Below are 20,854 nucleotides of genomic sequence, written 5' to 3'. Positions count from 1 at the left end.
CGCGCCGCTGTGGTGGTTGTTCTGCAATTTCGCTGTGAATCTGTCGCCCGCCCCTCACCTGGAAGCTCTCTGGATGTCCTCGCAAACCGCTGCCGAACGTGAACTGGCCGAACTCCTGGTCGAAAGCCTGAACCTGGAAGACGTCCAGCCCGCCGACATCGACCCGGAGGCGCCGTTGTTCAACACCGGGCTGGGACTGGATTCGATCGACGCGCTGGAACTGGCGCTGGCGATCAGCAAGCGCTATGGCTTCCAGCTGCGCTCGGACAATGACGAGAACCGTCGTATCTTCGCGTCGCTGCGCGCATTGTCGGCGCATGTCGAAGCCAACAAGACCGTCTGAGGTTGCGACCGCCGCGCCTGGCGATGCGCCCCCGTGGGTGCTGGGGCTGGGCGTGCTGCTGGCGGTGGCGTATTCGCCGCTGGCGCATTGGGCCAACGCCAGCCATCGCCCGGAGCTGGCCGTCATCGCCGGTGGCTTGCTGGTGCTGATGGTGCTGATCGAACCGATGGTCGCGCGCCGCGCCTGGGCTTGGGCGCTGGCCGTGCTGACCTTGCTGGGCCTGAGTGCGTTGTGGCACTCGCCGTACGCGATGCTGGTGCTGGCCGCGCCGCCGGTGGTGTTCACCGGCTGGATCGCCTGGTTCTTCGGCCGCAGCCTGCGCCGTGGCCGCACGCCGTTGATCACGCGCATCGTCGAGGGGCTGTATCGCCAGGCCGGTATGCCGATCACTCCGGAGCAGTACCGCTACACGCGCCGCCTCACCCTGGCCTGGGCGCTGCTGCTGTGCGCGCTGACCCTGGTCAACCTGGTGCTGGGCCTGTGCGCCGAACCCAGTGGCGTGCTGGCGCAACTGGGCTATGCCTCGCCGCTGCCGATCAGCGACGCGCGCGCATCGTTGTTCGCCAATCTGCTGGCGTACGGGGTGGTTGGCGGGTTCTTTGTAGGCGAATATCTATTGCGCGGCCGCTGGTTTCCACAGCGCCCCTATCGTAATCTGCCAGACTTCTTGCGCCAGATGGCGCGGCTCGGGCCGGAATTCTGGCGCGATCTGCTGCGCTGAGTGCGTGGCCAGGGGCAGCGACGTACGTGCATATTTTCGGGGACAAGACAAAAATGCCGCTGGCAAGGATGCCGTCGCGCCTGGCGTGGGCCGTGTTCAATCTGCTGCAACTGGCTTTCACGCTGACGTTTACCGCTGGCGGAATCGTCTATGCGCTGGCGTTGCTGGCGATCACGCGCGATGCCGACCGCCTGCTGCGCATGGGCGCGTTGATGTGGTCGCCGGTGCTGTTTCGCGGCGCCGGCGCCACGGTGATCGTGGAAGGCCGCGAGCGCGTGGACTGGTCCAGGAACTATCTGTTCGTCAGCAACCACCAGTCGATCATCGATATCTGCGCGTTGTTCTACGCCTTGCCGGTGCCGCTGCGGTTCCTGCTCAAGGACGAAATGCTCAAGGTGCCGTTCGTGAACTGGTATGCGCGGGCCACCGGCATGTTGTTCCTGGACCGCGACAGCCGCCGTGCCGGGGCGATGGTGCGCCGGCAGGCTGCCGCGCTTCTGCGCGAGGGCAAGCAGTTGTGTCTGTTTCCCGAAGGCACCCGCAGCCGCAGCGGCGCATTATTGCCATTCAAGGCCGGGCTGTTGCAGGCCGCTATCGATGCTGGTGTGCAGGTGGTGCCGGTGGCGGTGGATGGCTGCGGCAAGGTGCTGCCGGTGGAGGGTATGTTCAGGGTGCGCCCGGGCATCATCCGGGTGCGGATCGGCGATCCGATCCCGGTGACCGGGCCGGATGCGCCGGACCGCCAGCAATTGACCGAGCAGGCACATAACGCCGTGGCTGCGATGCTCCAACCCAGGATTTGAGTTACCCGCTTATGGATTTCGTCGTGCCGCATGATCATCCCTGCCTGCCCGGGCACTTTCCGGGGCGCCCCGTGGTGCCTGGTGTGGTCGTGCTCGACCATGTGCTGCAGGCGGTGGAGGCCGCGCATGGCCCACGCGCGGCGGCACGCCTGCCGCAGGTGAAGTTCGTGCAGCCGTTGCTGCCCGGGCAGACGGCATCGGTCACGCTGGACGGCGCCGGCCCGCGCTGGCGCTTTCGCGTGCAGCGCGCAGACGAGCTGCTGGTCAGCGGCGAACTGGTGGCGGAGGCGGCGCAATGAGCAGTCAGTGGAAGCAACGCCCGGAAGGCGGCGGACGTTTCGCGCTGTGGCTGATCCGCGGCATCGCCCAGCACGCCGGTCGCGCGGTGGGGCGCGCGTTGCTGTACCCGATCACGCTGTACTTCCTGCTGGTGCGTGCGCCCGAGCGCAGTGCCTCGCGTGCCTATCTGACGCGCGTGCTGGAGCGCCCGGCCACGCTGCGCGATGTGGCGCGGCATATCCACACCTTCGCCTCGACGATTCTGGATCGCGTGTACATGCTGTGCGGGCAGATGCAGCGCTTCCGGGTCGACATCACCGGGCTGGACCAGTTGCATGCGCAGATGGATCGCGGCCGCGGCGTGCTGATCTTCGGCTCGCACCTGGGCAGCTTCGATGCGCTGCGCGTGCTGGCCACCGAGCGGCCGGACGTGCAGGTCAAGGTGGTGCTGGACAAGGCGCACAACCGCGCCATGACCGAGCTGCTGGGCGCGCTGAATCCGCAGCTGGCCGCCAACATCATCGATGCCGGCATGGACGCCACCTCGATCGTCATGGCGATCAAGGACGCCACCGACGCCGGTGCGCTGGTGGCGCTGCTGATCGATCGCCCGCGCGAGGGCGACCCGGCGTTGCCGGCGACGTTCCTTGGCCGCAACGCGATGTTCCCGACCTCGCCGTGGCTGATCGCCGCAGCGCTGAAGGTGCCGGTGGTGCTGGCGTTTGGTCTATATCGCGGCGGCAATCATTACGAGCTGGCGTTCGAGACCTTCAGCGAGGGCCTGGACGTGCCGCGTCGTCAGCGCGCACCGGTGCTGGCGGTACTCATGCGCGATTACGCGGCCAGGCTGGAACATTACACACGCTACGCGCCGTACAACTGGTTCAACTTCTACGATTTCTGGAACACCCACCATGCCGATGTGCCGCACCCTGCCGTGGATGCTGATACTGCTGTTCAGCGCCGCACCGCTATGCGCCGCACCGCCTGAGACGCTGGACGTCGGCCAGGTGCTGCAGCGCCTGGCACGCCCCGCACCGGTCAGTACCGAGTTCGTCGAACTGCGTGGCTCGGCGCTGCTGAAGACGCCGCTGCGCGTGCAGGGCAATTACCGTCGCCCGGACGCGCAGACCCTGGTGCGCGAGGTCAGCGCGCCGTATCGCGAGACCACCACGTTGCAGGGCGACGAAGGCGTGCTGGAACGCGAAGGCAAATCGCCGCGGCGTTTTTCGCTGAGCCGGGTGCCCGAACTGGCCGGCTTGAAGTCTGGCTTCGGCGCGCTGCTGGCCGGCGACCGCGCGCTGCTGGAGCAGCACTACCGCATCAGCGGGCAGGGCCAGCCGCAGGCCTGGCAACTGACGCTGCAGCCCAAGGACGCTGCCGTGGCCAAGCAGGTGCGCGAGTTGCGGCTGTACGGGCGCAATGACGAGTTGCGCTGCATCGAGAGCCAGCCGGCCAAGGGCGACGTGCAACGCACGCTGCTGGCCGGTGCGGCGCGCGAGGCCGCAAGCGTGACCGATGCGGCGGCGCTGACCACGCTATGCCACGGGTCGGGCGCGTGACGCAGCGCGCCCACGGCGCAAGCAAGCCGCCCGCACAATCCCATGCCGCGCGCGCGGCCGGTGGACGTTCCGCTGGCATAGCGAGGCTTGCGCATGGCGTTTAAGTTGAACGCAAACCGCCGCATCGGCCTGGCGCTGCTGTGGCTGGCGTTGCTGGCGGTGGCCGGATTCTGGTTGAGCGAGACGCTCAAGGTCACCGGTGATCTGCGCAAATTCATGCCCGCCCGCAGCAACGGGAAGGCGCCCGCACAGCCCGATGCCGCGCGCGCGGCCGGTCGACGTTCCGCTGGCATAGCGAGGCTTGCGCATGGCGTTTAAGTTGAACGCAAATCGCCGCATCGGCCTGGCGCTGCTGTGGCTGGCATTGTTGGCGGTGGCTGGGTTCTGGTTGAGCGAGACGCTCAAGGTCACCGGCGATCTGCGCAAATTCATGCCCGCCCCGCGCACGCCGGCGCAGAAACTGCTGATCGAAGAACTGGGCGAAGGCCCTGGCTCGCGCCTGTTGCTGATGGCGCTGTCCAACAGCGACCCGGCCACGCTGGCCACGCAGTCGCAGGCCCTGCAGCAGGCCCTGGCTGCGCAGCCGCAGCTGTTCGAGCTGGTCGGCAATGGCGGCACTGCGGGGCTGGATGCGATCCCCGAGCGCCTGCTGCCGTATCGCTATCTGCTCAGCGACAGCTTCGACACCACGCCGCTGGATGCGCACACCCTGCAAGCGGCGTTGCAGTCGCGCGTGCAGGATCTGGGTTCGCCTGCGGCGGCGCTGGTGGAGCCATTGCTGCCGCGCGACCCCACGCTGGAAGTGCTGCATCTGGCCGAAACCCTGCAGCCGGCCGCGGCGCCGCAGACGCGCAACGAGGTGTGGTTCGACCGTGCCGGTACCTCGGCCTTGCTGGTCGTGCAGACGCGCGCAGCCGGCTTTGATCCCACCGGCCAGCAACTGGCCTACGACGCGGTGCAGGCGGCGTTCGCCAAGGTCAGCAAGGGCAGCACGACCCGGCTTACCTTGACCGGCCCTGGTGCATTCGCCGTGGAAATCACCGCGCGCACGCAGGGCGAGGCGCAATGGATCGGGACGCTGGATACGGTGGGACTGGTGTTGTTGCTGCTGGTCGCCTATCGCAGCTGGAAGATTCCGGTGCTCGGCGTGCTGCCACTGGCCAGTGCCGGCCTGGCCGGTCTGGCTGCGGTGGCGCTGCTGTTCGATGGCGTGCACGGCATCACCGTGGCCTTCGGCTTCACCCTGATCGGCGTGGTGCAGGACTATCCAATCCACCTGTTCAGTCATCAGCGCCCGGGTCTGGATCCACGCGACAACGCGCGTCATCTATGGCCGACGCTGGCCACCGGCGTGGTGTCCACCTGCATTGCCTATGTGACCTTCCTGTTTTCCGGTGTGGACGGCTTGCGGCAGCTGGCGGTGTTCACCATCGCCGGGCTGGCGACCGCCGCGATCACCACCCGTTGGCTGCTGCCATGGTTGATCGACCCGGCGCCGCGCGACTACGCCGATTCGCGCATGCTCGCCGCGCTGTGGCGCGGTATCGCGCGCCTGCCACGGCCGCGCATCAGCCTGGCAGTGATTGCGCTGATCGGCATCGCGGTGATCGCGTTCGCGCCGGGGCAGTTCTGGCAGAACGATCTGTCGAAATTGACCCCCGTGCCGCCCAAGGCCCTGGCGCAGGACACGCATCTGCGCCAGGAACTGGGCGCCCCCGACGTGCGTTACGTACTCGCGCTGCCTGCCGCCAACGACGAGGCTGCGCTGCAGGCCAGCGAGCAGTTGCGCCCGCGCCTGGATGCCCTGGTGCGCGCCGGCGCATTGACCGGTTACGACATGGCTGCACGCTATCTGCCCAGCATCAAGACCCAGCATGCGCGCCAGGCTGCCTTGCCGGATGCTGCGCAAGCGCGCGCATTGACCGACAGTGCGGTGGCCGCCACACCGTTTCGCAGCGACGCGTTTGCGCCGTTCCTGCAGGACCTGGACGCTGCCAAGCGCGCCGCCCCGCTGTTGCCGAAGGACCTGGCCGGCTCGCCGCTGGCAACGTCGGTCGGCGGGCTGCTGCTGGGTCGCGGCGATCGCAGCACCGCGTTGGTGTCGTTGACCGGCCTGCGCGATCCGTCGGTACTGGCTGCCGCCGTGCAAGGCAGCGGCGCGCAGTTGCTGGATCTGAAAGATGCTTCCGAGTCCCTGGTTGCCGCGTATCGCGGACGTGTGCTCGGCGCGCTGGTGCTGGCCGCGCTGTTGCTGGCGGTGACGGTGGCGATCGCGTTGCGCAGCCCGCGCCGGATTGTGCGCGTATTGCTGCCGATGGCGCTGACCACGGTGCTGATCCTGGCGATCCTGCGCGGCATGGGGGTGGAGCTCAACCTGTTCCATCTGATAGCGCTGATCCTGGCGGCAGGCCTGGGCCTGGATTACGCGTTGTTCTTCGACCATGCCGGCGACGACCACGCCGACCAGTTGCGCACCTTGCATGCCTTGATCGTGTGCAGCCTGATGACGCTGCTGGTGTTCGCGCTACTGGCTGCCTCCAGCATCCCGGTGTTGCGTGCGATCGGCAGCACGGTGGCGTTGGGGGTATTGTTCAATTTCATCCTCGCCTTGCTGGTGTCGCGCGAGCCGGCGCTGGAGCGCGCAAGACACGGAGATGTACATGCAGGGACGTGATGCGATTGCCGCGCTGATTCCGCACCAGGGCAGCATGTGCCTATGGGAAGCAGTGCTGGAATGGGATGCGCAGCGCATCGTGTTGCGCAGTGATGCCCATCGCAGCGACACGCATCCGCTGCGTGCCAATGGCCGCCTGCGCGCGCTGCATCTATGCGAATACGGTGCACAAGCCATGGCCGTGCATGGCGGCTTGCTCGGCCGGGAATCGGGCAAGCCGGTGCGCCCGGGCATGCTGGTGGCGTTGCGCGCAGTGGACTTGCACGTCGCGTATCTGGACGACCTGCCCGATGCAATCGTCTGCGAAGCGCAGGTGTTGCTGCAGGGCGAGGACAGCCAGCAATACAGTTTTCGCCTGAGCCACGGCGCGCAATTGCTCGCCGAAGGGCGCGCCACGGTGATGCTGGGCGCCGCGCAGGCCATCGAGGCCTCGTAGGAGCGCGCTTGCGCGCGATGGCTTTAGCGGTGATGCCGCATCGCGCGCAAGCGCGCTCCTACAAGATGTAGGCGATCAATGCTGGATCTATTCCTGCGCCTGCTGCGAGTCGTTAGGATGAGGCTCTTTCCGCCGTCGCGTCTGCGGCTTTCATCGAGGCTTCCATGAGCACTTCCATTCCACAGCGCCGCGCACTCGTCACCGGCGGCAGCGGCGATCTTGGTGGTGCGATCTGCCGTCAGCTGGCGGCGCAGGGTCGCCATGTGATCGTGCATGCCAATCGCAATATCGCCCGCGCCGATGACGTGGTTGCAGCGATCGTGGCCGACGGCGGCAGCGCCGAGGCGGTGGCGTTCGATGTGGCCGATGCGCAGGCCAGTGCGGTGGCGCTGGCAGGCCTGCTGGAGGGCGGTCCGATCCAGATCGTGGTCAACAACGCCGGCATCCACGACGATGCGCCGATGGCCGGCATGAACGCCGAACAGTGGCATCGGGTCATCGACGTATCGCTGCACGGGTTCTTCAATGTCACCCAGCCGCTGCTGCTGCCGATGGCGCGTACGCGCTGGGGCCGCATCGTCAGCGTGTCGTCGGTGGCGGCAGTGCTGGGCAATCGCGGGCAGACCAACTACGCCGCGGCCAAGGCCGCCTTGCACGGCGCCAGCAAATCGCTGTCGCGCGAGATGGCCAGCCGCGGCATCGCCGTCAACGTGGTCGCGCCGGGCGTGATCGAAAGCGAGATGGTCGGCGAAAGCTTCGCGCCGGAAGTGATCAAGCAACTGGTACCGGCGGGCCGCGTCGGCAAGCCCGACGAAGTGGCCGCGTTGGTGGCGTTTCTGTGTTCGGAGTCAGCTGGCTACATCAACGGCCAGGTCATCGGCATCAATGGTGGGATGGGCTGAGAGCGGGTGATCTGCTGGTTTGCTGCGGGGTCCTTGCCCGCTCACCATCGCAGGACACGCTGCAAGTACGTCCTTGTAAGCTCTTACGCGGCATCCATGCCGCGTAAGGTCCCGCGACGGTGGGCGGGCAAGGACCAGTCGAGATGGTCGGTGTGCATGGTGCAAGCAATGCACGCTGCGCGGCTCTTCGATGAGGTGCGGTCTAGGATCAGCTCAGTTTCATCCGAACACTGCGCTGCACATCGACAGCAGTGCATACCGAATTAGCCACCGGTCTCGTCGATCCTCATGACCAGATCGCGCTCGTGCGCACCCCGCGCGGCGCTGCAATGCACCGACACGGTATTGCCATTGGCACGCAGGCGGCCGTCGACATACAAGCCATCGCCGCGATCGTGATACGACGCTGTCCAGTTGTAGATGCTGGCGCCTTGCGCGAGGTAATGCGTTTCAGCGGCGCGCCGACACACTGGCACCAGGTCGCTGCCATTCATGAGCAGCGGCTCGGGTGTGTACTGCACAACGTTCTGCGCGACAGCCTGGGCACTGATAACGCCAGTCATTGCCACGACAAGCGAATAGAGCAGTCTTCGATACACGGGTCACCTCCTGTGAATGCGGATGCTCGAAGTATAAATGCCACGACTGAATGCAGAAATGCACGCGCCGTTGCCGGGGCGGTTTTCAAACTCACGCCGCGTCGGCGTACCAGGCGGCGGTGAGGATCGGCTCGCCGATGGCGTTGGCGGTCAAGGTGTCCAGCCCGTGGTCCGGCAGTGCGGCATGGCGCTGGCGTGCCTGCTGCAGGATCTCGCGTGCCAGCACCGCCATCTGCGCCACGTTGTTGTGGATGCGTGCGGCAAAGGCGTCGTCGTCGAGGGTGTCGTTCAAGGCGCCATTGAGTTCGTTGAACCAGCCGATCAGGTACTGATCGAGCAGGCGCCCATCGTCGGTGGCCAGGCCTTGTGCAGTGTTGTGCTGGCCCCAGTCGTGCAGCACACGCTGCATGGCCAGATTCATGTCGCGCGCATAGAAGAAATCGGACTTCATGCGTGAGAGCAGGCTGAGGTCGGCGATGCGTCCGGAGCAGAACAGCGGCGCCAGCAGCGACCAGTAGTAGGTGTAATCCCAGATCACCTTGACCGGCATCACCTGCGCGTCGCCGAACAGCGCGTACTGGTCCTGATACAGGGTCAGGGTATTTTCGTAGAACGAGAAATACAGCTGCTGATACAGCTCGACATACGGGCTGAGCGATCTACCGGCGCGGTCGCGGCCGATCAGTTCGCAGATGTAGGTATTTGAAATCGCGATGAAGTCGCTGCCGGGCGAATAGAACGGGTCCAGGAACAAGCCCGCTTCGCCGGTCAGCGCCCAGCGCTGCGGCGAGAACACCTGCTTGCAGCCATAGGAGAAGTTGCGCAGGAACAGGAAGTCCTGCAGCCGGTAGTCGGCCTTGTCGAGCGTGGCGGCGACCTGCGGCTGATGCGTGCGCAGCCAGGTCATCGCCTTGTCGTGGGTGTTCATCGTGTCCAGCGGGTGCATCGACGCATCGCAGACGATGCCCAGCGAATGCGCACCGGACGACAGCGGAATCAGCCAGAACCAGTAGCCCGGCCCGCACATGTGGTTGGTCGAGCGCCAGCGGTCCGGTGGCGTGCAACGCTGCAGCCAGCTGCTGTCCTGCGACCAGCCATTGGGGTCGATCAGGCCTTCCACACGCCACCACACCGCATTGGCGTCGTGTGCATTGTCCTGCGCCAGGCCGAGCTTGCGCTTGAGCAGGCCGGCGCGGCCGCTGGCATCCACCACCCAGCGGGCGCTCAGCGTGCCGGCCTCGCCGGCGCGCTCGTAGCGCACGGCGTGGTCGGCCTCGTCATCGGACAGGTCCACGCCCTTGACGCTGCAGTTGTCGACAAACGTGATGCCCTGCGCGCGGGCGCGCTCGCCGAGGAAATTTTCGAAGCGGCCACGGTCGATCTGCCACGACGGCGTCGGCAGGATCTGGCTGACGCCCAGCTCGGTGCAGCGGTCGATGTCCTCGCGCTTGTCGGAGAAGAAGAAGCGGAACCCGAACTTGCGGATCTGCTCGGTCTCCAGATGCTCGCGCAGGCCCAAGACCTCGGCGAAGTAATGCGCGCCGATCTCCACCGTGGACTCGCCCACCTTGAACGCCGCCTCGCGCACCGGGTGCGCACGGCGCTCCAGCACGGTGATCGCCAGCGCGGGATCGCGTTGGCGCAGCTGCAGGGCCAGACTCAGGCCGGCCAGGCCACCACCGGTGATAACGACATCGGCACGCTGTGCATTCATGGAGTTGGCTTGCTCTTGGTAACCGCGGGCACAGTAGCAAATTCGCCGTCAGCGTCGTCGATCAGCACCGGGTTGGCGCGCACGCGGCGGTACTCGCGCCAGATATGCCCGTAGCTCCAGGCCTGGACCACCACATGAGAGGTGATTTCCCACAGATCGCGTACCAGGCGGAAATGGCTCTTGCGGAACGTGCCCGGCGAGGTGCCGGCGTAGCGGGTTTCGATCGGCACCGCGACCACGCGCGCGCCGGCCTGGCGTGCGGCGGAAATCAGCAGCTGCGCTTCGAACACGAAGCCTTCGCCGGGCACGTCGGGCAGGGTGAACACCGAGGCCGGATACAGGCGCTGGCCGCTCTGGCTGTCGACCAGCTGGAAGCCGCAGGCCCAGGCGATGCCCCAGTCGCCGAAATCGTTGCCGATGCGGCGGATGGTGGGCTGGGTGGCGCGCTTGCGCATGCGTGCGCCGACGATGACGCAGCCGGGGTGGCGGTTGGCCGCCGCCAACAGGCGCGGGAAATCGGCGGCCTTGTGCTGGCCGTCGCCGTCCATGGTCATCACCGCGCGCATGCCCATCCGCTGCGCCTGCGCAAACCCGCTACGCAACGCCGCGCCCTTGCCCCTGCGCTGCGGATGCCGGATCAAGGTGATCGGCAGGCCGGCGATGCAGTCGGCGGTGCCGTCATCGGAGCCGTCGTCGATCACGATCACGTTGGAGCAATAGGTCAGCGCATCGTTGACCACTTCGCGGATGCGCAGCGACTCGTTCAGCGCCGGCACCAGGATCGCGGTGTCCTCGCGGGTCAGCGGCTGCCGGCTCACTGCTGGAGCTCCACGCGCAACACCCGGCCCGGGCCGGCGTACAGCGCCACGCTGTCGCCGCCAGTGGCGATCAGGTCGAACAACGGCAGCATCGGCGCCATCGCATTGGCGGCGACATGCCGCGCCAGCGGGCCCTCGCCCGGCGTCGGCGTGCCGTCGTCCAGCCGCGCCCGCAACTGCGGCTTGCCGGCCTGGCCGGGCGCACCCAGCACCAGCGCGCCACCGAGCAGCCCCTGGCTGGGGGCGACCCGGCCCAGCGGCCCGACCGAGCGGGCGTCGTAGCCGGCCAGCAGCACTGCGTCCATGCCGGCGGCACGTTGGACCAGCGCCTCCAGCAAGCCCTGCGCGAAGCTGCCCAAACTGGCGCTGATCGCGGTGGCGGGGGTCATCGCCCCGGCGCCGATGGTCCAGTAGCCGGCCGCAGCGTTGTGCACCGAGTTGTGGAACTTGGTCGGCGAGATCGCCGTGGGGTCGCTGGCCAGGGTGGTGCACATGTAGTCGGAGATGGCCAGGTCGCCGTACGTGGAAGTGAAGATCGACGGCAGGCTGGCCGGCTCGCGGCCGGCGGCGGTGCAGGCGGCCAGCGCGGCCTCCAGCGAAACCGCCACCGTGTCCGGTGCGCGACGGCGCTCGTTGGCGGCCAGCAGCTGCGGCGCCGGGCGTGCTCCGGTGTCCTGCAGCGCGCCGCCGCGCACGAACGCCGCAGCGGCGTCCCAGCTCGGCAGGCCCTGGGTCCAGAAGCCGATCCCCTCGATGGTGGCAGCCAGCATCAGCGGGCCTGCCCGAACAGCAGCGAGCAGTTGTTGCCGCCAAAACCGAAGGAGTTGTTCATTGCGTAATCGATCTTGGAATGGGCATTGTCGAAACGGATCTGCGGGCCGCAGGCGGGGTCGGGCACTTCGCTGTTGAGCGTGCCCGGCAGCACGCCGTCGCGCAGCGCCAGCAGCGCGATCACCGACTCGACGATGCCGGCTGCGCCCAGGGTGTGGCCGGTCCAGGCCTTGGTCGAGCTGGCGTGCAGGGTGGCCGGGAAGATCGCCGCCACCGCGGCGGCTTCGACGCTGTCGTTGGCCGGGGTGGCAGTGCCGTGCAGGTTCAGATAGCCCACCGCGGCCGGCTCCAAGCCGGCGCGTTCGAGCGCGCCGCGCATCGCCAGCTGCGCGCCCAGGCCCTGCGGATGCGGGGCGGACATATGGTGCGCATCGCTGGATTCGCCATAGCCGTACAGCCATAGCGTTGCGTCCGGTGCAGCGGCGGTGCGTTCGAGCATGGCAAAGCCGCCGGCCTCGCCCAGGCTCAGGCCGACCCGGCGCGCATCGAACGGCTGGCACAGCTCCGGTGCCACCACCTGCAGCGAGTTGAAGCCGAACAGCACGCTGCCGCACAAGGTGTCCACGCCGCCGACCAGGGCGGCATCCACCACTCCGGCGTCGATCAGGCGCGCGGCCTGCGCAAACACCTTGGCGCTGGACGAACAGGCGGTGGCCACGGTCACGCTCGGGCCGCGCAGGCCGGTGGCGTGCTGCACAAAGTCGCCCAGCGAGTGCGGGGTGTGCACGATCGGGCGATCCAGGTCGTCGGGAAAGCGCGCGCCGTCGGCGTCTTCGACCAGCCGCGTGTAGGCCTCTTCGCTGGCGCCGATGCTGGAGGTGGAGGTGCCGATGATCACCGCCACGCGCTCGGCGCCGTAGCGCTGCGCGGCGGCCTGCACCGCCTCGGCCATGCCGTCCTGCTGCAGGGCCAGCCAGGCCAGGCGATTGTTGCGGCAGTCCCAGCCTTGCAGGGCCTCCGGCAGCACGACGTCTTCCACGCCGTCGACGCGGCCGATCCAGCACGCCAGCGGCTGCGGGCCGAAATCGTTGCGACGCATGCCGCTGCGGCGAGCAGTCAGGGCGGCGGCCTGGGCATCGAGCCCGGCGCCGAGCGCGGTGGTGGACGTAAAAGCGGTGACGGCGACCGGGGCCATCTGGGACGAATGCTGCGCTTGGCTCACGGTGGTCTGGCTGGCAAGAAGTGGACTCAGTATATCGATGGCGGGTGCGCCTCCCGTCGATGGCGCAACTGAACGTGCCAGTCATGTCGCTGACGGGGCTGGAGTTTTCGCGCGTTGCCGCGCTTTCGCCATCGGCGCAATTGGGACACAATCCTGCGACACACTTGCCGATCGAGCGCGACCACGCGCGCATGCACGCCTACGTCTATAAAAGCCAACGCAAGCAGGACACCTTCGTCTACCTCGCCACGCGCGACGACTTCTCCGGTCTTCCCGCCGCCGTGCACGCGCAGCTGGCGCCGTTCGCGTTCGTGCTGGAGGTGGCGTTGACGCCGGAGCGCCGTCTGGCGCAGGCCGACGTGGCCACGGTGCGCGAAGCGCTCGCCAGGCACGGCTTCTATCTGCAACTGCCCAAGACGGTGGTGCTGGCGGGCGAGTGCGACTATGACTGAGGCCGCACGGGCCGCACGCTTGCGGGCCGCAGCGCTGGCCGGCCTGGCCGGCGTGGCGTTGTCGTTGCTGGGCGGCATCGGTGGCGGTGTTGCCGCAGTGACGCTGTGGCTGGCGCAGCCGGCGTTCGCGCTGGCGGTGTCGTGGGCGCGTGGTAGCCGCGCACTGCCCAGCCGGCCGCGCGCGGTTGCGCAGGCCTTGCCGCCGTTACTGACGATCTGGGGTGTGGGCCTGCTGGCGCTGGCCGCGCTGATCAGCTGGCCGCTGACCGCCCTGCGCGACAGCGGCAGCCTGGCCGCCGCGTTGGCCTTGAGTGTGGCGGTCAGCGCCGCGTTGCTCGGGTTGTGGCGGACCTGGCCGCTGTGGGGCGAGGTCGAACGCGATGGCGGCGCCCTGGCCCCGCGCTGGCATGCGCTGGCGACGCAGGAGTTGCACGCCTGGCGCGGCCTGCTGGCCGCTGCCCTGGTGCTGGCGATGTGCACGCTGGTGGTGGCGCTGGCCTGGCCGGGCTGGTTGTCGAGCAGCCTGCGCTGGAGTCTGGCGATCGCGGCCAGCGTGCTGCTGCCCGCTGCCCACCTGCTGTTGCAACGCACCGCCGCCCCGGCGCGCAGCGATGCCCCGGCGGCCCTGCAGGCGGCCGATTTCTTTTCCGAAGCGGCGGCCGAGCCGCGTCCGCTGGAGCCGGTGGCCCAGCATCAACTGGTGCCGGAGCTGTTCGAGGCCGCGCGCAGCGGACGCGTGGACCGTGCGCTGCAGTTGCTCGACGCCGGGGCCGACCCGCAGGCGATGCCGTTGCCGGAGTGGCGCGACCAACGCAGCCTGCCCGCGCTGGCCGCGGTGCTGCCGGATCTGCGCCTGCTGCGCGAGCTGATCGTGCGCCGCGTCGACGTCAACCAGCCGCATCGCGGCATGACCCCGTTGCTGGCCGCCACCCGCGACAGCTGGCATGGCCGCCCGGACGCGGTGATGACGCTGCTGGCCAACGGGGCCGACCCGCGCGCCAGCGACAACGACGGCAACACGCCGCTGCACCACGCGGTGCGCAGTTCCGACCCGGGCGTGGCCGCGCTGCTGCGCGATGCCGCCGCCGAGCTCGATGCGCTCAACAACGAAGGCCACTCGCCGCTGGCGATGGCCTGCCAGGTCGGCAATTGGCGGCTGGCCAAGTTCCTGCTGGAACGCGGCGCGCACTCCGAACCGGAGGGTGGCGCGCCGGTGCTGCTGGCCGCGGCCGGCACCGAGGAAGACGACCCGGCCGGCGTGCAGCTGCTGCTCAAGCACAAGGCGCGCGTGGATGCGCGCGACCGCCAACGCCGCAGCGCCCTGCACGAAGCCGCGTTGGCCGGACACGGCGACATCGTCGAGGCGCTGCTGGCGGCCGGCGCCAATCTGGAAGCGCGCGACCTGCTCGGCCGCACGCCGTGGCTGGATGCGGCGCGGCAGGCGCGCAGCGGCGTGCTCGAACGTCTGGTCGCGCGCAAGGCCGATGTGCTGGCCATCGACGGCGAGGGCCGCAATGCAGTGATGCTGGCCTGCGCCGCCGACAGCGTGTCGCCGGCGCTGATCCGGCGCCTGCTCGAGCTGCAGGTGCCGGCCGACAGCGCCGACGCGCACGGCCGTCGCGCGGTGGATGTGGCCGCCGAAGCCGGGCGCTGGGCGATCGTGCAGTTGCTCGACCCCGGCTATCCCTTGCCGGCGGCGGTCAGCGACGCGCACGGCGAGAGCCCCGGCGTGGCGGTGCTGCCCGATCGCCCGCCACTGGTTCTGTTGCGCGAAGGCCTGCAGTTCGGTCAGCGCGACGGTCTGGTCGCACTGGCCCGCCTGTGCGGCCCGGAAGAACTCGGCGGTCTGCTGCACGACGCGCATCTGGCCTTGAACGCCGACGCGGTGGACTGGCTGCTGCGCCACGGGGCCGACGCCGAAGTGCGCGATGCCTGTGGCGATGTGCCGATGTTTGCGCTGCTGTCGCGGGGCGTGGAGGCGGTGCCGGCGCTGCAGGCGCTGCTGCGCCATGGCGTGTCGCCGGCCGGTGCCGGCGGTCTGACGCGGCTGCTCAGCGCCTGCGTGCAGCACGATGCGGCATCGCGCGGGCTGGAACAGTTCGCGCTGGAACTGCTCGAACGCGGCGCCGACCCGTTCGCCGCGTCGGCCGCCGGCGATCCGCCGTTGTCGCTGGCGGTGCGGCTGGGCTGGCTGCGCCTGCAGCAGTGGCTGCTGGAACATGGCGTGGACCGCGAGGCACGCGACAGCCACGGCATGACCGCGCTGCACCTGGCCACCGCGCTGGGTCGCGAGGCGTCGCTGAAATTGCTGGTCAAGCAGGGCGCCTCGCCGGAAGCGCGCGCTGCCGACGGGCAGACCCCGCTGGGCGTGGCGCTGTCGATCGGCCGCCGCGACCTGGCCGACTGGCTGGACTGGCGCATCTGGTCGCTGCCGCAGCGCAGCCTGCGCGAAGCGGATGTGCCGGCCGCCGCAATGGTCGGCGACACCGATGCGGTGCGTCGGCTGATCGATCTCGGCCTGCCGGTCGATGCGATCGATGCCCAGGGCTGCACCGCGTTGCTGCGTGCCGCCGGTGGCGGCCATCTGGGCGTGGTGGCGCATCTGCTCGGTCGCGGCGCCGACCCGCAACGCGCGGCCAATAGCGGCGCCACGCCGTTGTCGGCGGCGGTCAGCATGCGCCAGACCGAGATCGTGGCCGCGTTGCTGCAGGCCGGCGCGCAGATCGAGCACCGCCTGCCCGGCGGCGTCACCGTGCTGATGCTGGCCTGCGCGCTGGGCCTGCCGGATATCGTGGCGCGCCTGCTCACCGCGGCGGCCGATGTGCACGCCAACGACGACCAAGGTCTGGCGCCGCTGCATTGCGCCGCGCTGTACGGCTTCACCGCGCGCGACAAGAGCCGCCTGCTGGCCTTGCTGGATACCTTGCTGCTGGCCGGCGCCGACCCGGACTACCTGGCCGGTGGCCGGGTCAGCCCCTTGCTGCTGGTGCTGGGTGCGCGCGCCGAACCGGGCACCGCCTGCGACGAGCAGGTGGTGCTGGCCGGCGTGGAACGCCTGCTGGACGAAGACGTCTCGCTGGACGTGGCCGATCAACGCGGTTTCGGCCCGCTGCACCTGGCCGCACTGCACGGCCTGCCGTTGCTGGTGCAGCGCCTGCTGCGTGCCGGCGCCGATGCCGACCGCCGCGACGCGCTCAACCGCACCCCGCGCGAGATCGCGATCATGCGCGGCTTCATCGATGTGGCCGGCCAGTTCGAACCCGCCTTGCCGGGGGTGTCCTCGATGGCGCGCTTCCTGCGCGAAGGCCGCTGAGCCAGCGCGGCGGCGCACCGCTGCGGGTGCTGTTCGTGTGCAGCCGCAACCGCCTGCGCAGCCCCACTGCCGAGCGCGTGTTCGCCGACTGGCCGGGCGTGCAGACGCAATCGGCCGGGCTGGCCGCCGATGCGGAGGTACAGCTCACCCCGGAGCTGTTGCATGAGGCGCAGCTGGTGCTGGTGATGGAGCGTCGCCATCTGCAGTTGCTGCGCAAACGCTTCGCCGCCCATCTGCGCCATTGCCGGGTGATCTGCCTGCAGATTCCCGACGACTACGCGTATATGGATCCGGCACTGATCCGTCGCCTGGAACACACGGTGCCACCGTTGCTGCGTCTGCCGGCGCAGTCGTAACCTGATCCCGACACCGCGCATGCAAAACTTGGCGTTCCCTCGCACGAAGGAAGCGCCTCTACGATGAGCGTGCGTATCGAGGACCACGCCATGCTGGGCAATTGCCACAGCGCGGCCCTGGTCGACCACCGCGGCACCATCGACTGGCTGTGTCTGCCACGTTTCGATTCCGATGCGTTTTTCGCATCCCTGCTGGGCGATGAGCAGCACGGGCAATGGGCGTTGTCGCCGGCCGGCGACTTTCGCAGCGAACGTGCCTATGAAGACGACAGCCTGGTGTTGTGCACGCGCATGCACACCGACACCGGCACGGTGGAACTGGTCGACTTCATGGTCGCCAGCGATGAAGGCGACGGCCACCAGCACTTGGTGCGGATCGTGCGTTGCGTGCAGGGCCAGGTGCCGATGCACATGCGCCTGACCTTCCGCTTCAACTATGGCCGCACCGTGCCATGGGTGACGCGCATCGACGGTGGTATCCGCGCCATTGCCGGCCCCGACCAGCTTGCGCTGCGCTCGCCGCAGGCGCTGCACGGCGAGGACATGGGCACCGAAACCGACTTCACGCTGCGGCAGGGCGAGAGCACCTGGTTTCTGCTCAGCCACGGCCTGTCGCATCAGCCCACGCCGGTGGCGATCGATCCGGAGCAGGCGCTGCAACGCACGACCGCGTTCTGGCATGGCTGGGCGCGGCGCTGCACCGATGTCGGCCCTTGGACCGAGCAGGTGCGTCGCTCGCTGGTGGTGCTGAAGGGGCTCAGCTATCTGCCCACCGGCGGCATCGTCGCCGCGCCGACCGCTTCGCTGCCCGAGCATCTGGGCGGCAGCCGCAACTGGGATTACCGCTACTGCTGGCTGCGCGACTCGGTGTTCACCCTGATCGCCTTGCTGCAGGCCGGCTATCGCGACGAAGCAGAAGCTTTTCGCGACTGGGTGCAACGTGCCATCGCCGGTTCGCCGGATCAGTTGCAGGCGCTCTACGGCATTGCCGGCGAGCGCCGCCTGCAGGAGTGGGAAGCGCACTGGCTGCCCGGCTATGAAAATTCCGGCCCGGTGCGGATCGGCAACGGCGCGGTGGACCAGTTCCAGCTCGACGTCTATGGCGAGTTGATCGGCGCGTTCCATTACGCACGCGAAAAGGGCGTGGCGCCGTCGTCTGATGACGATGGCTCGTCGGCATCGTTGCTGGAAAAGGTGCTGGAGACGCTGGAAACGCTGTGGCGCCTGCCCGACGAAGGCATCTGGGAAATCCGCGACGAGCGCCGTCATTTCGTGCATTCCAAGGTGATGGCCTGGCTGGCATTCGACTGCGGCGCGCGCGATGGCATCACCAACGCCGATGCGGCCAAGCGCGCGCACTGGGGCCGCATCGCCGACGACATCCGCGCCGAAGTGCTGGAAAAAGGCGTGCACCCGGACGGGCACTTCGTGCAGAGCTACGGCTCCGATCGCCTGGATGCGGCGTTGTTGCTGATCCCGATCGTGGGGTTCCTGCCGGCCGATGACCCGCGCATTGCCGCGACCGCCGATGCGATCGCACGCGATCTGACCATTGACGGATTGGTCGAACGCTATCGCGCCGACGACAGCGCCGACGGCTTGCCGGCCGGCGAGGGCACCTTTCTTGCCTGCAGCTTCTGGCTGGTGGAAAACTACGCCCTGCTCGGGCGCACCGAGCAGGCACGCGTGCTGCTCGAACGTCTGCTCGGGCTGTGCAACGACGTGGGCCTGCTCGCCGAAGAGTACGACCCGCGCAGCAAACGCATGCTTGGCAACTTCCCGCAAGGGTATTCCCACGTGGCTCTGGTCAATGCGGCATTGCGCCTGCACGGACGCATGGGCAAAGAGGAAACACATCCATGAACGAACAAGCCACCACCCCGCCGTGCATCATCGTGGTGTTCGGTGCACGCGGCGATCTGACCAAGCGCCTGGTGATGCCGGCGCTGTATAACCTGCGCCGCTCCGGCGCACTGGGCGAGCAGTTCGCCATCGTCGGCATGGACCACGGCGATATCAGCGAGCGTTCGTGGCGCACTATGATGGGCCAGTCGATGACCGAGCTGCTCAGCAGCCGCGATGCCGAATTCCAGACCGACGAGTTCGATACCGACACCTGGGAGTGGCTGCGCGAGCGCATGCATTATCTGCGCGGCGATTTCACTGACCTGGGCGCCTATCAAACCCTGGGTGGCGCGCTGGAGAAGCTGCACAAGCGCTACGGCACCCAGGGCAACGTGCTGTTTTACCTGGCCACCGCCGCGCGCTTCTTCGAGCCGGTGTTGCTCAACCTGGGCGAAGCGGGGCTGGTCAAGCAACGTGAGGGCGAGGGCTGGCGTCGGGTGATCGTGGAAAAACCCTTCGGCCACGACCTGCCCAGCGCCGTCGCGCTCAACGCCACCGTCGCCAAGGTGCTGCATGAGGACCAGGTGTTCCGCATCGACCATTTCCTCGGCAAGGAAACCGTGCAGAACATCCTGGCGTTCCGTTTCGCCAATGGCCTGTTCGAGCCGGTGTGGAATCGCGACCGCATCGATCATGTGCAGATCACCGCCGCCGAAACCATCGGGGTGGAAGGGCGTGGGCGCTTCTACGACCCCACCGGCTGCCTGCGCGACATGGTGCCCAATCACTTGTTCCAGTTGCTGGCGATGATTGCGATGGAGCCGCCGGCTGCATTCACCACCGAAGCGATGCATCGCCGCCGCGCCGAAGTGATCGAAGCGGTGCGCCCGATCAAGCCCGAAGACGTGGTGCGTGGCCAGTACGCCTCCGGTGCGGTCAACCGCAGCGCCGTGCCCGGCTATCGCGAAGAAGACACGGTGCCGGACGATTCGGAAACCGAAACCTATGTGGCGATGAAGCTGCAGGTCGACACCTGGCGCTGGGCCGGCGTGCCGTTCTACCTGCGCACCGGCAAGCGTCTGCGCGAGCGCACCACCGAGATCGCGATCCGCTTCAAGCCTGCGCCGCTGGCGCCGTTCCGCAGCACCGAAGTGGGCGGCTACGGCCCCGACTGGCTGGTGCTGCACATCCAGCCTGACGAAGGCATCTCGCTGCAGTTCGACGTCAAGCGCCCCGGCGCGCAGGTCAGCCTGGCACCGGTGCGCATGGACTTCCGTTACCGCGACTGGTTTCCCAAGGAATACACGGTGGGCTACGAGCGCCTGCTGCAGGACTGCATGAACGGCGAGGCCGGCCTGTTCCAGGATGCGGCGATGGTGGAAGGTGCCTGGCGCATCGTGCAACCGATCCTGGATGCCTGGAAGCAACCGCCCAGCGATTTCCCCAATTACGCTGCAGGCAGTGCCGGACCCTCGGCCGCCGACGCCTTGCTGGCCATGAACGGCGGACACGCCTGGCGCGCGCTCACCCCCGGCCGCAAGCCACCGCCGCGCCGCGCACCGGAAGCGCGCAGCAGCGCTGCAACGCCGATCAAGAAAGCCACCGGGAAAACGGTCAAGAAGGCTGCCAAGGCGCCGGCCAGGAAGATCACCAAGGCGGCAGCTGAAAAGGTCACCAAGGCGCAAGCCAAACGCGTATCTGCGGCTGCAGCAAGACCATCGCAGGATGCGGCTACGTCGCCGGGCAGTGCGGCAAAGAAAGTCGCGGGCAAACGCGCAACCGGCAAGGTCGCAAAGACCACCGGCAAAACCGCGGCTGGCAAGAGCGCAGCGAAGAAGTCGGCCAGCAAGACCGCGGCGCGCACGCCACGCCGCTGACGGAGGTAGCCGCCGCAGCTCCACGTAGGAGCGTGCCTGCGCGCGACGGGCTTTATCGGTAACGCCCGGGTCGCGCGCAGGCACGCTCCTACGAAAGGCGCAGCGATGGTGGGTGGTTGGTGAGGGCTCGCCATCACATTGGCGCATGACTTGGACGCAATCGGCCG

General features: G+C 68.2%; 20 protein-coding genes. 15 read left to right on the top strand and 5 right to left on the bottom strand.

The window, feature by feature from the left end:
* Positions 1-73: 73 nt before the first annotated feature.
* The 10 genes from xanC to fabG all read left to right on the top strand — a co-directional run bounded on the left by xanC (position 74) and on the right by fabG (position 7,720).
* Positions 74-343 (top strand): xanthomonadin biosynthesis acyl carrier protein XanC, encoded by a 270-nt coding sequence (xanC, locus tag ABQY74_RS19395; RefSeq protein ID WP_011260626.1) that lies wholly within the window; start codon positions 74-76, stop codon positions 341-343.
* A gap of 37 nt (positions 344-380) precedes the next feature.
* Positions 381-1,064 (top strand): ketosynthase, encoded by a 684-nt coding sequence (locus ABQY74_RS19390; protein ID WP_081400688.1) that lies wholly within the window; start codon positions 381-383, stop codon positions 1,062-1,064.
* A gap of 53 nt (positions 1,065-1,117) precedes the next feature.
* On the top strand, positions 1,118-1,867 hold the full coding sequence (locus tag ABQY74_RS19385; protein WP_349794000.1) for a lysophospholipid acyltransferase family protein: 750 nt from the start codon (positions 1,118-1,120) through the stop codon (positions 1,865-1,867).
* Positions 1,868-1,878: 11 nt separating this feature from the next.
* Positions 1,879-2,166 carry a hypothetical protein gene (locus ABQY74_RS19380; RefSeq protein ID WP_102255125.1) on the top strand — a complete coding sequence of 96 codons (288 nt, stop codon included), beginning with the start codon at positions 1,879-1,881 and terminating at the stop codon, positions 2,164-2,166.
* Entirely contained in the window at positions 2,163-3,137 is a 975-nt protein-coding gene (locus ABQY74_RS19375; RefSeq protein ID WP_039524636.1) for an acyltransferase, read from the top strand. Before ABQY74_RS19380 ends, ABQY74_RS19375 begins: the two co-directional genes overlap by 4 nt.
* Complete coding sequence (locus tag ABQY74_RS19370) at positions 3,061-3,708, top strand: LolA-related protein (protein WP_104575970.1); 648 nt, start codon at positions 3,061-3,063, stop codon at positions 3,706-3,708. Before ABQY74_RS19375 ends, ABQY74_RS19370 begins: the two co-directional genes overlap by 77 nt.
* A gap of 93 nt (positions 3,709-3,801) precedes the next feature.
* Complete coding sequence (locus ABQY74_RS19365) at positions 3,802-4,026, top strand: hypothetical protein (protein WP_104575922.1); 225 nt, start codon at positions 3,802-3,804, stop codon at positions 4,024-4,026.
* Positions 4,016-6,382, top strand: coding sequence for an MMPL family transporter (locus tag ABQY74_RS19360; protein WP_349794003.1), 2,367 nt, complete (start codon positions 4,016-4,018; stop codon positions 6,380-6,382). The genes ABQY74_RS19365 and ABQY74_RS19360 overlap by 11 nt, the downstream gene beginning before the upstream one ends.
* Complete coding sequence (locus ABQY74_RS19355; RefSeq protein WP_228608012.1) at positions 6,369-6,818, top strand: phosphotransferase; 450 nt, start codon at positions 6,369-6,371, stop codon at positions 6,816-6,818. Before ABQY74_RS19360 ends, ABQY74_RS19355 begins: the two co-directional genes overlap by 14 nt.
* Before the next feature lie 164 nt (positions 6,819-6,982).
* Complete coding sequence (gene fabG, locus ABQY74_RS19350) at positions 6,983-7,720, top strand: 3-oxoacyl-ACP reductase FabG (RefSeq protein ID WP_039524640.1); 738 nt, start codon at positions 6,983-6,985, stop codon at positions 7,718-7,720.
* A gap of 263 nt (positions 7,721-7,983) precedes the next feature.
* Here fabG and ABQY74_RS19345 read toward each other — a convergent pair whose 3' ends face one another.
* The 5 genes from ABQY74_RS19345 to ABQY74_RS19325 form a co-directional block, all read right to left on the bottom strand.
* Positions 7,984-8,319: a hypothetical protein gene (locus tag ABQY74_RS19345; RefSeq protein ID WP_372469976.1), complete on the bottom strand. Its 336-nt coding sequence runs from the start codon at positions 8,317-8,319 to the stop codon at positions 7,984-7,986.
* Between the two features lie 91 nt (positions 8,320-8,410).
* Positions 8,411-10,033, bottom strand: coding sequence for an NAD(P)/FAD-dependent oxidoreductase (locus ABQY74_RS19340; RefSeq protein ID WP_349794005.1), 1,623 nt, complete (start codon positions 10,031-10,033; stop codon positions 8,411-8,413).
* A complete protein-coding gene (locus ABQY74_RS19335; RefSeq protein WP_039521140.1) occupies positions 10,030-10,851 on the bottom strand; it encodes a glycosyltransferase family 2 protein in 822 nt (273 codons plus the stop codon). The genes ABQY74_RS19340 and ABQY74_RS19335 overlap by 4 nt, the downstream gene beginning before the upstream one ends.
* On the bottom strand, positions 10,848-11,621 hold the full coding sequence (locus ABQY74_RS19330; protein WP_039521138.1) for a beta-ketoacyl synthase chain length factor: 774 nt from the start codon (positions 11,619-11,621) through the stop codon (positions 10,848-10,850). The genes ABQY74_RS19335 and ABQY74_RS19330 overlap by 4 nt, the downstream gene beginning before the upstream one ends.
* The gene (locus tag ABQY74_RS19325) at positions 11,621-12,817 is read right to left on the bottom strand and encodes a beta-ketoacyl-[acyl-carrier-protein] synthase family protein (RefSeq protein WP_046345038.1); all 1,197 of its coding nucleotides are present in this window, start codon (positions 12,815-12,817) and stop codon (positions 11,621-11,623) included. Before ABQY74_RS19325 ends, ABQY74_RS19330 begins: the two co-directional genes overlap by 1 nt.
* A gap of 218 nt (positions 12,818-13,035) precedes the next feature.
* On the opposite strand from ABQY74_RS19325, the gene ABQY74_RS19320 reads away from it, so the two are divergent.
* The 5 genes from ABQY74_RS19320 to zwf all read left to right on the top strand — a co-directional run bounded on the left by ABQY74_RS19320 (position 13,036) and on the right by zwf (position 20,687).
* Positions 13,036-13,296: a YcgL domain-containing protein gene (locus ABQY74_RS19320; RefSeq protein WP_039529613.1), complete on the top strand. Its 261-nt coding sequence runs from the start codon at positions 13,036-13,038 to the stop codon at positions 13,294-13,296.
* Complete coding sequence (locus tag ABQY74_RS19315; protein ID WP_102257126.1) at positions 13,289-16,609, top strand: ankyrin repeat domain-containing protein; 3,321 nt, start codon at positions 13,289-13,291, stop codon at positions 16,607-16,609. The genes ABQY74_RS19320 and ABQY74_RS19315 overlap by 8 nt, the downstream gene beginning before the upstream one ends.
* A 26-nt stretch (positions 16,610-16,635) precedes the next feature.
* Complete coding sequence (locus tag ABQY74_RS19310; RefSeq protein WP_016902847.1) at positions 16,636-16,965, top strand: low molecular weight protein tyrosine phosphatase family protein; 330 nt, start codon at positions 16,636-16,638, stop codon at positions 16,963-16,965.
* A gap of 63 nt (positions 16,966-17,028) precedes the next feature.
* Positions 17,029-18,828: a glycoside hydrolase family 15 protein gene (locus ABQY74_RS19305; protein ID WP_349794008.1), complete on the top strand. Its 1,800-nt coding sequence runs from the start codon at positions 17,029-17,031 to the stop codon at positions 18,826-18,828.
* Positions 18,825-20,687 carry a glucose-6-phosphate dehydrogenase gene (zwf, locus tag ABQY74_RS19300; RefSeq protein WP_349794010.1) on the top strand — a complete coding sequence of 621 codons (1,863 nt, stop codon included), beginning with the start codon at positions 18,825-18,827 and terminating at the stop codon, positions 20,685-20,687. Before ABQY74_RS19305 ends, zwf begins: the two co-directional genes overlap by 4 nt.
* Positions 20,688-20,854: the final 167 nt, after the last annotated feature.

The sequence above is a fragment of the Xanthomonas sp. WHRI 7064 genome, from assembly GCF_040202355.2.
GTDB classification, from domain to species: Bacteria; Pseudomonadota; Gammaproteobacteria; order Xanthomonadales; family Xanthomonadaceae; genus Xanthomonas; species Xanthomonas arboricola.
The sequence above is the reverse complement of the archived record's forward strand: the minus strand, read 5'-3'. Positions and strand labels throughout refer to the sequence as shown.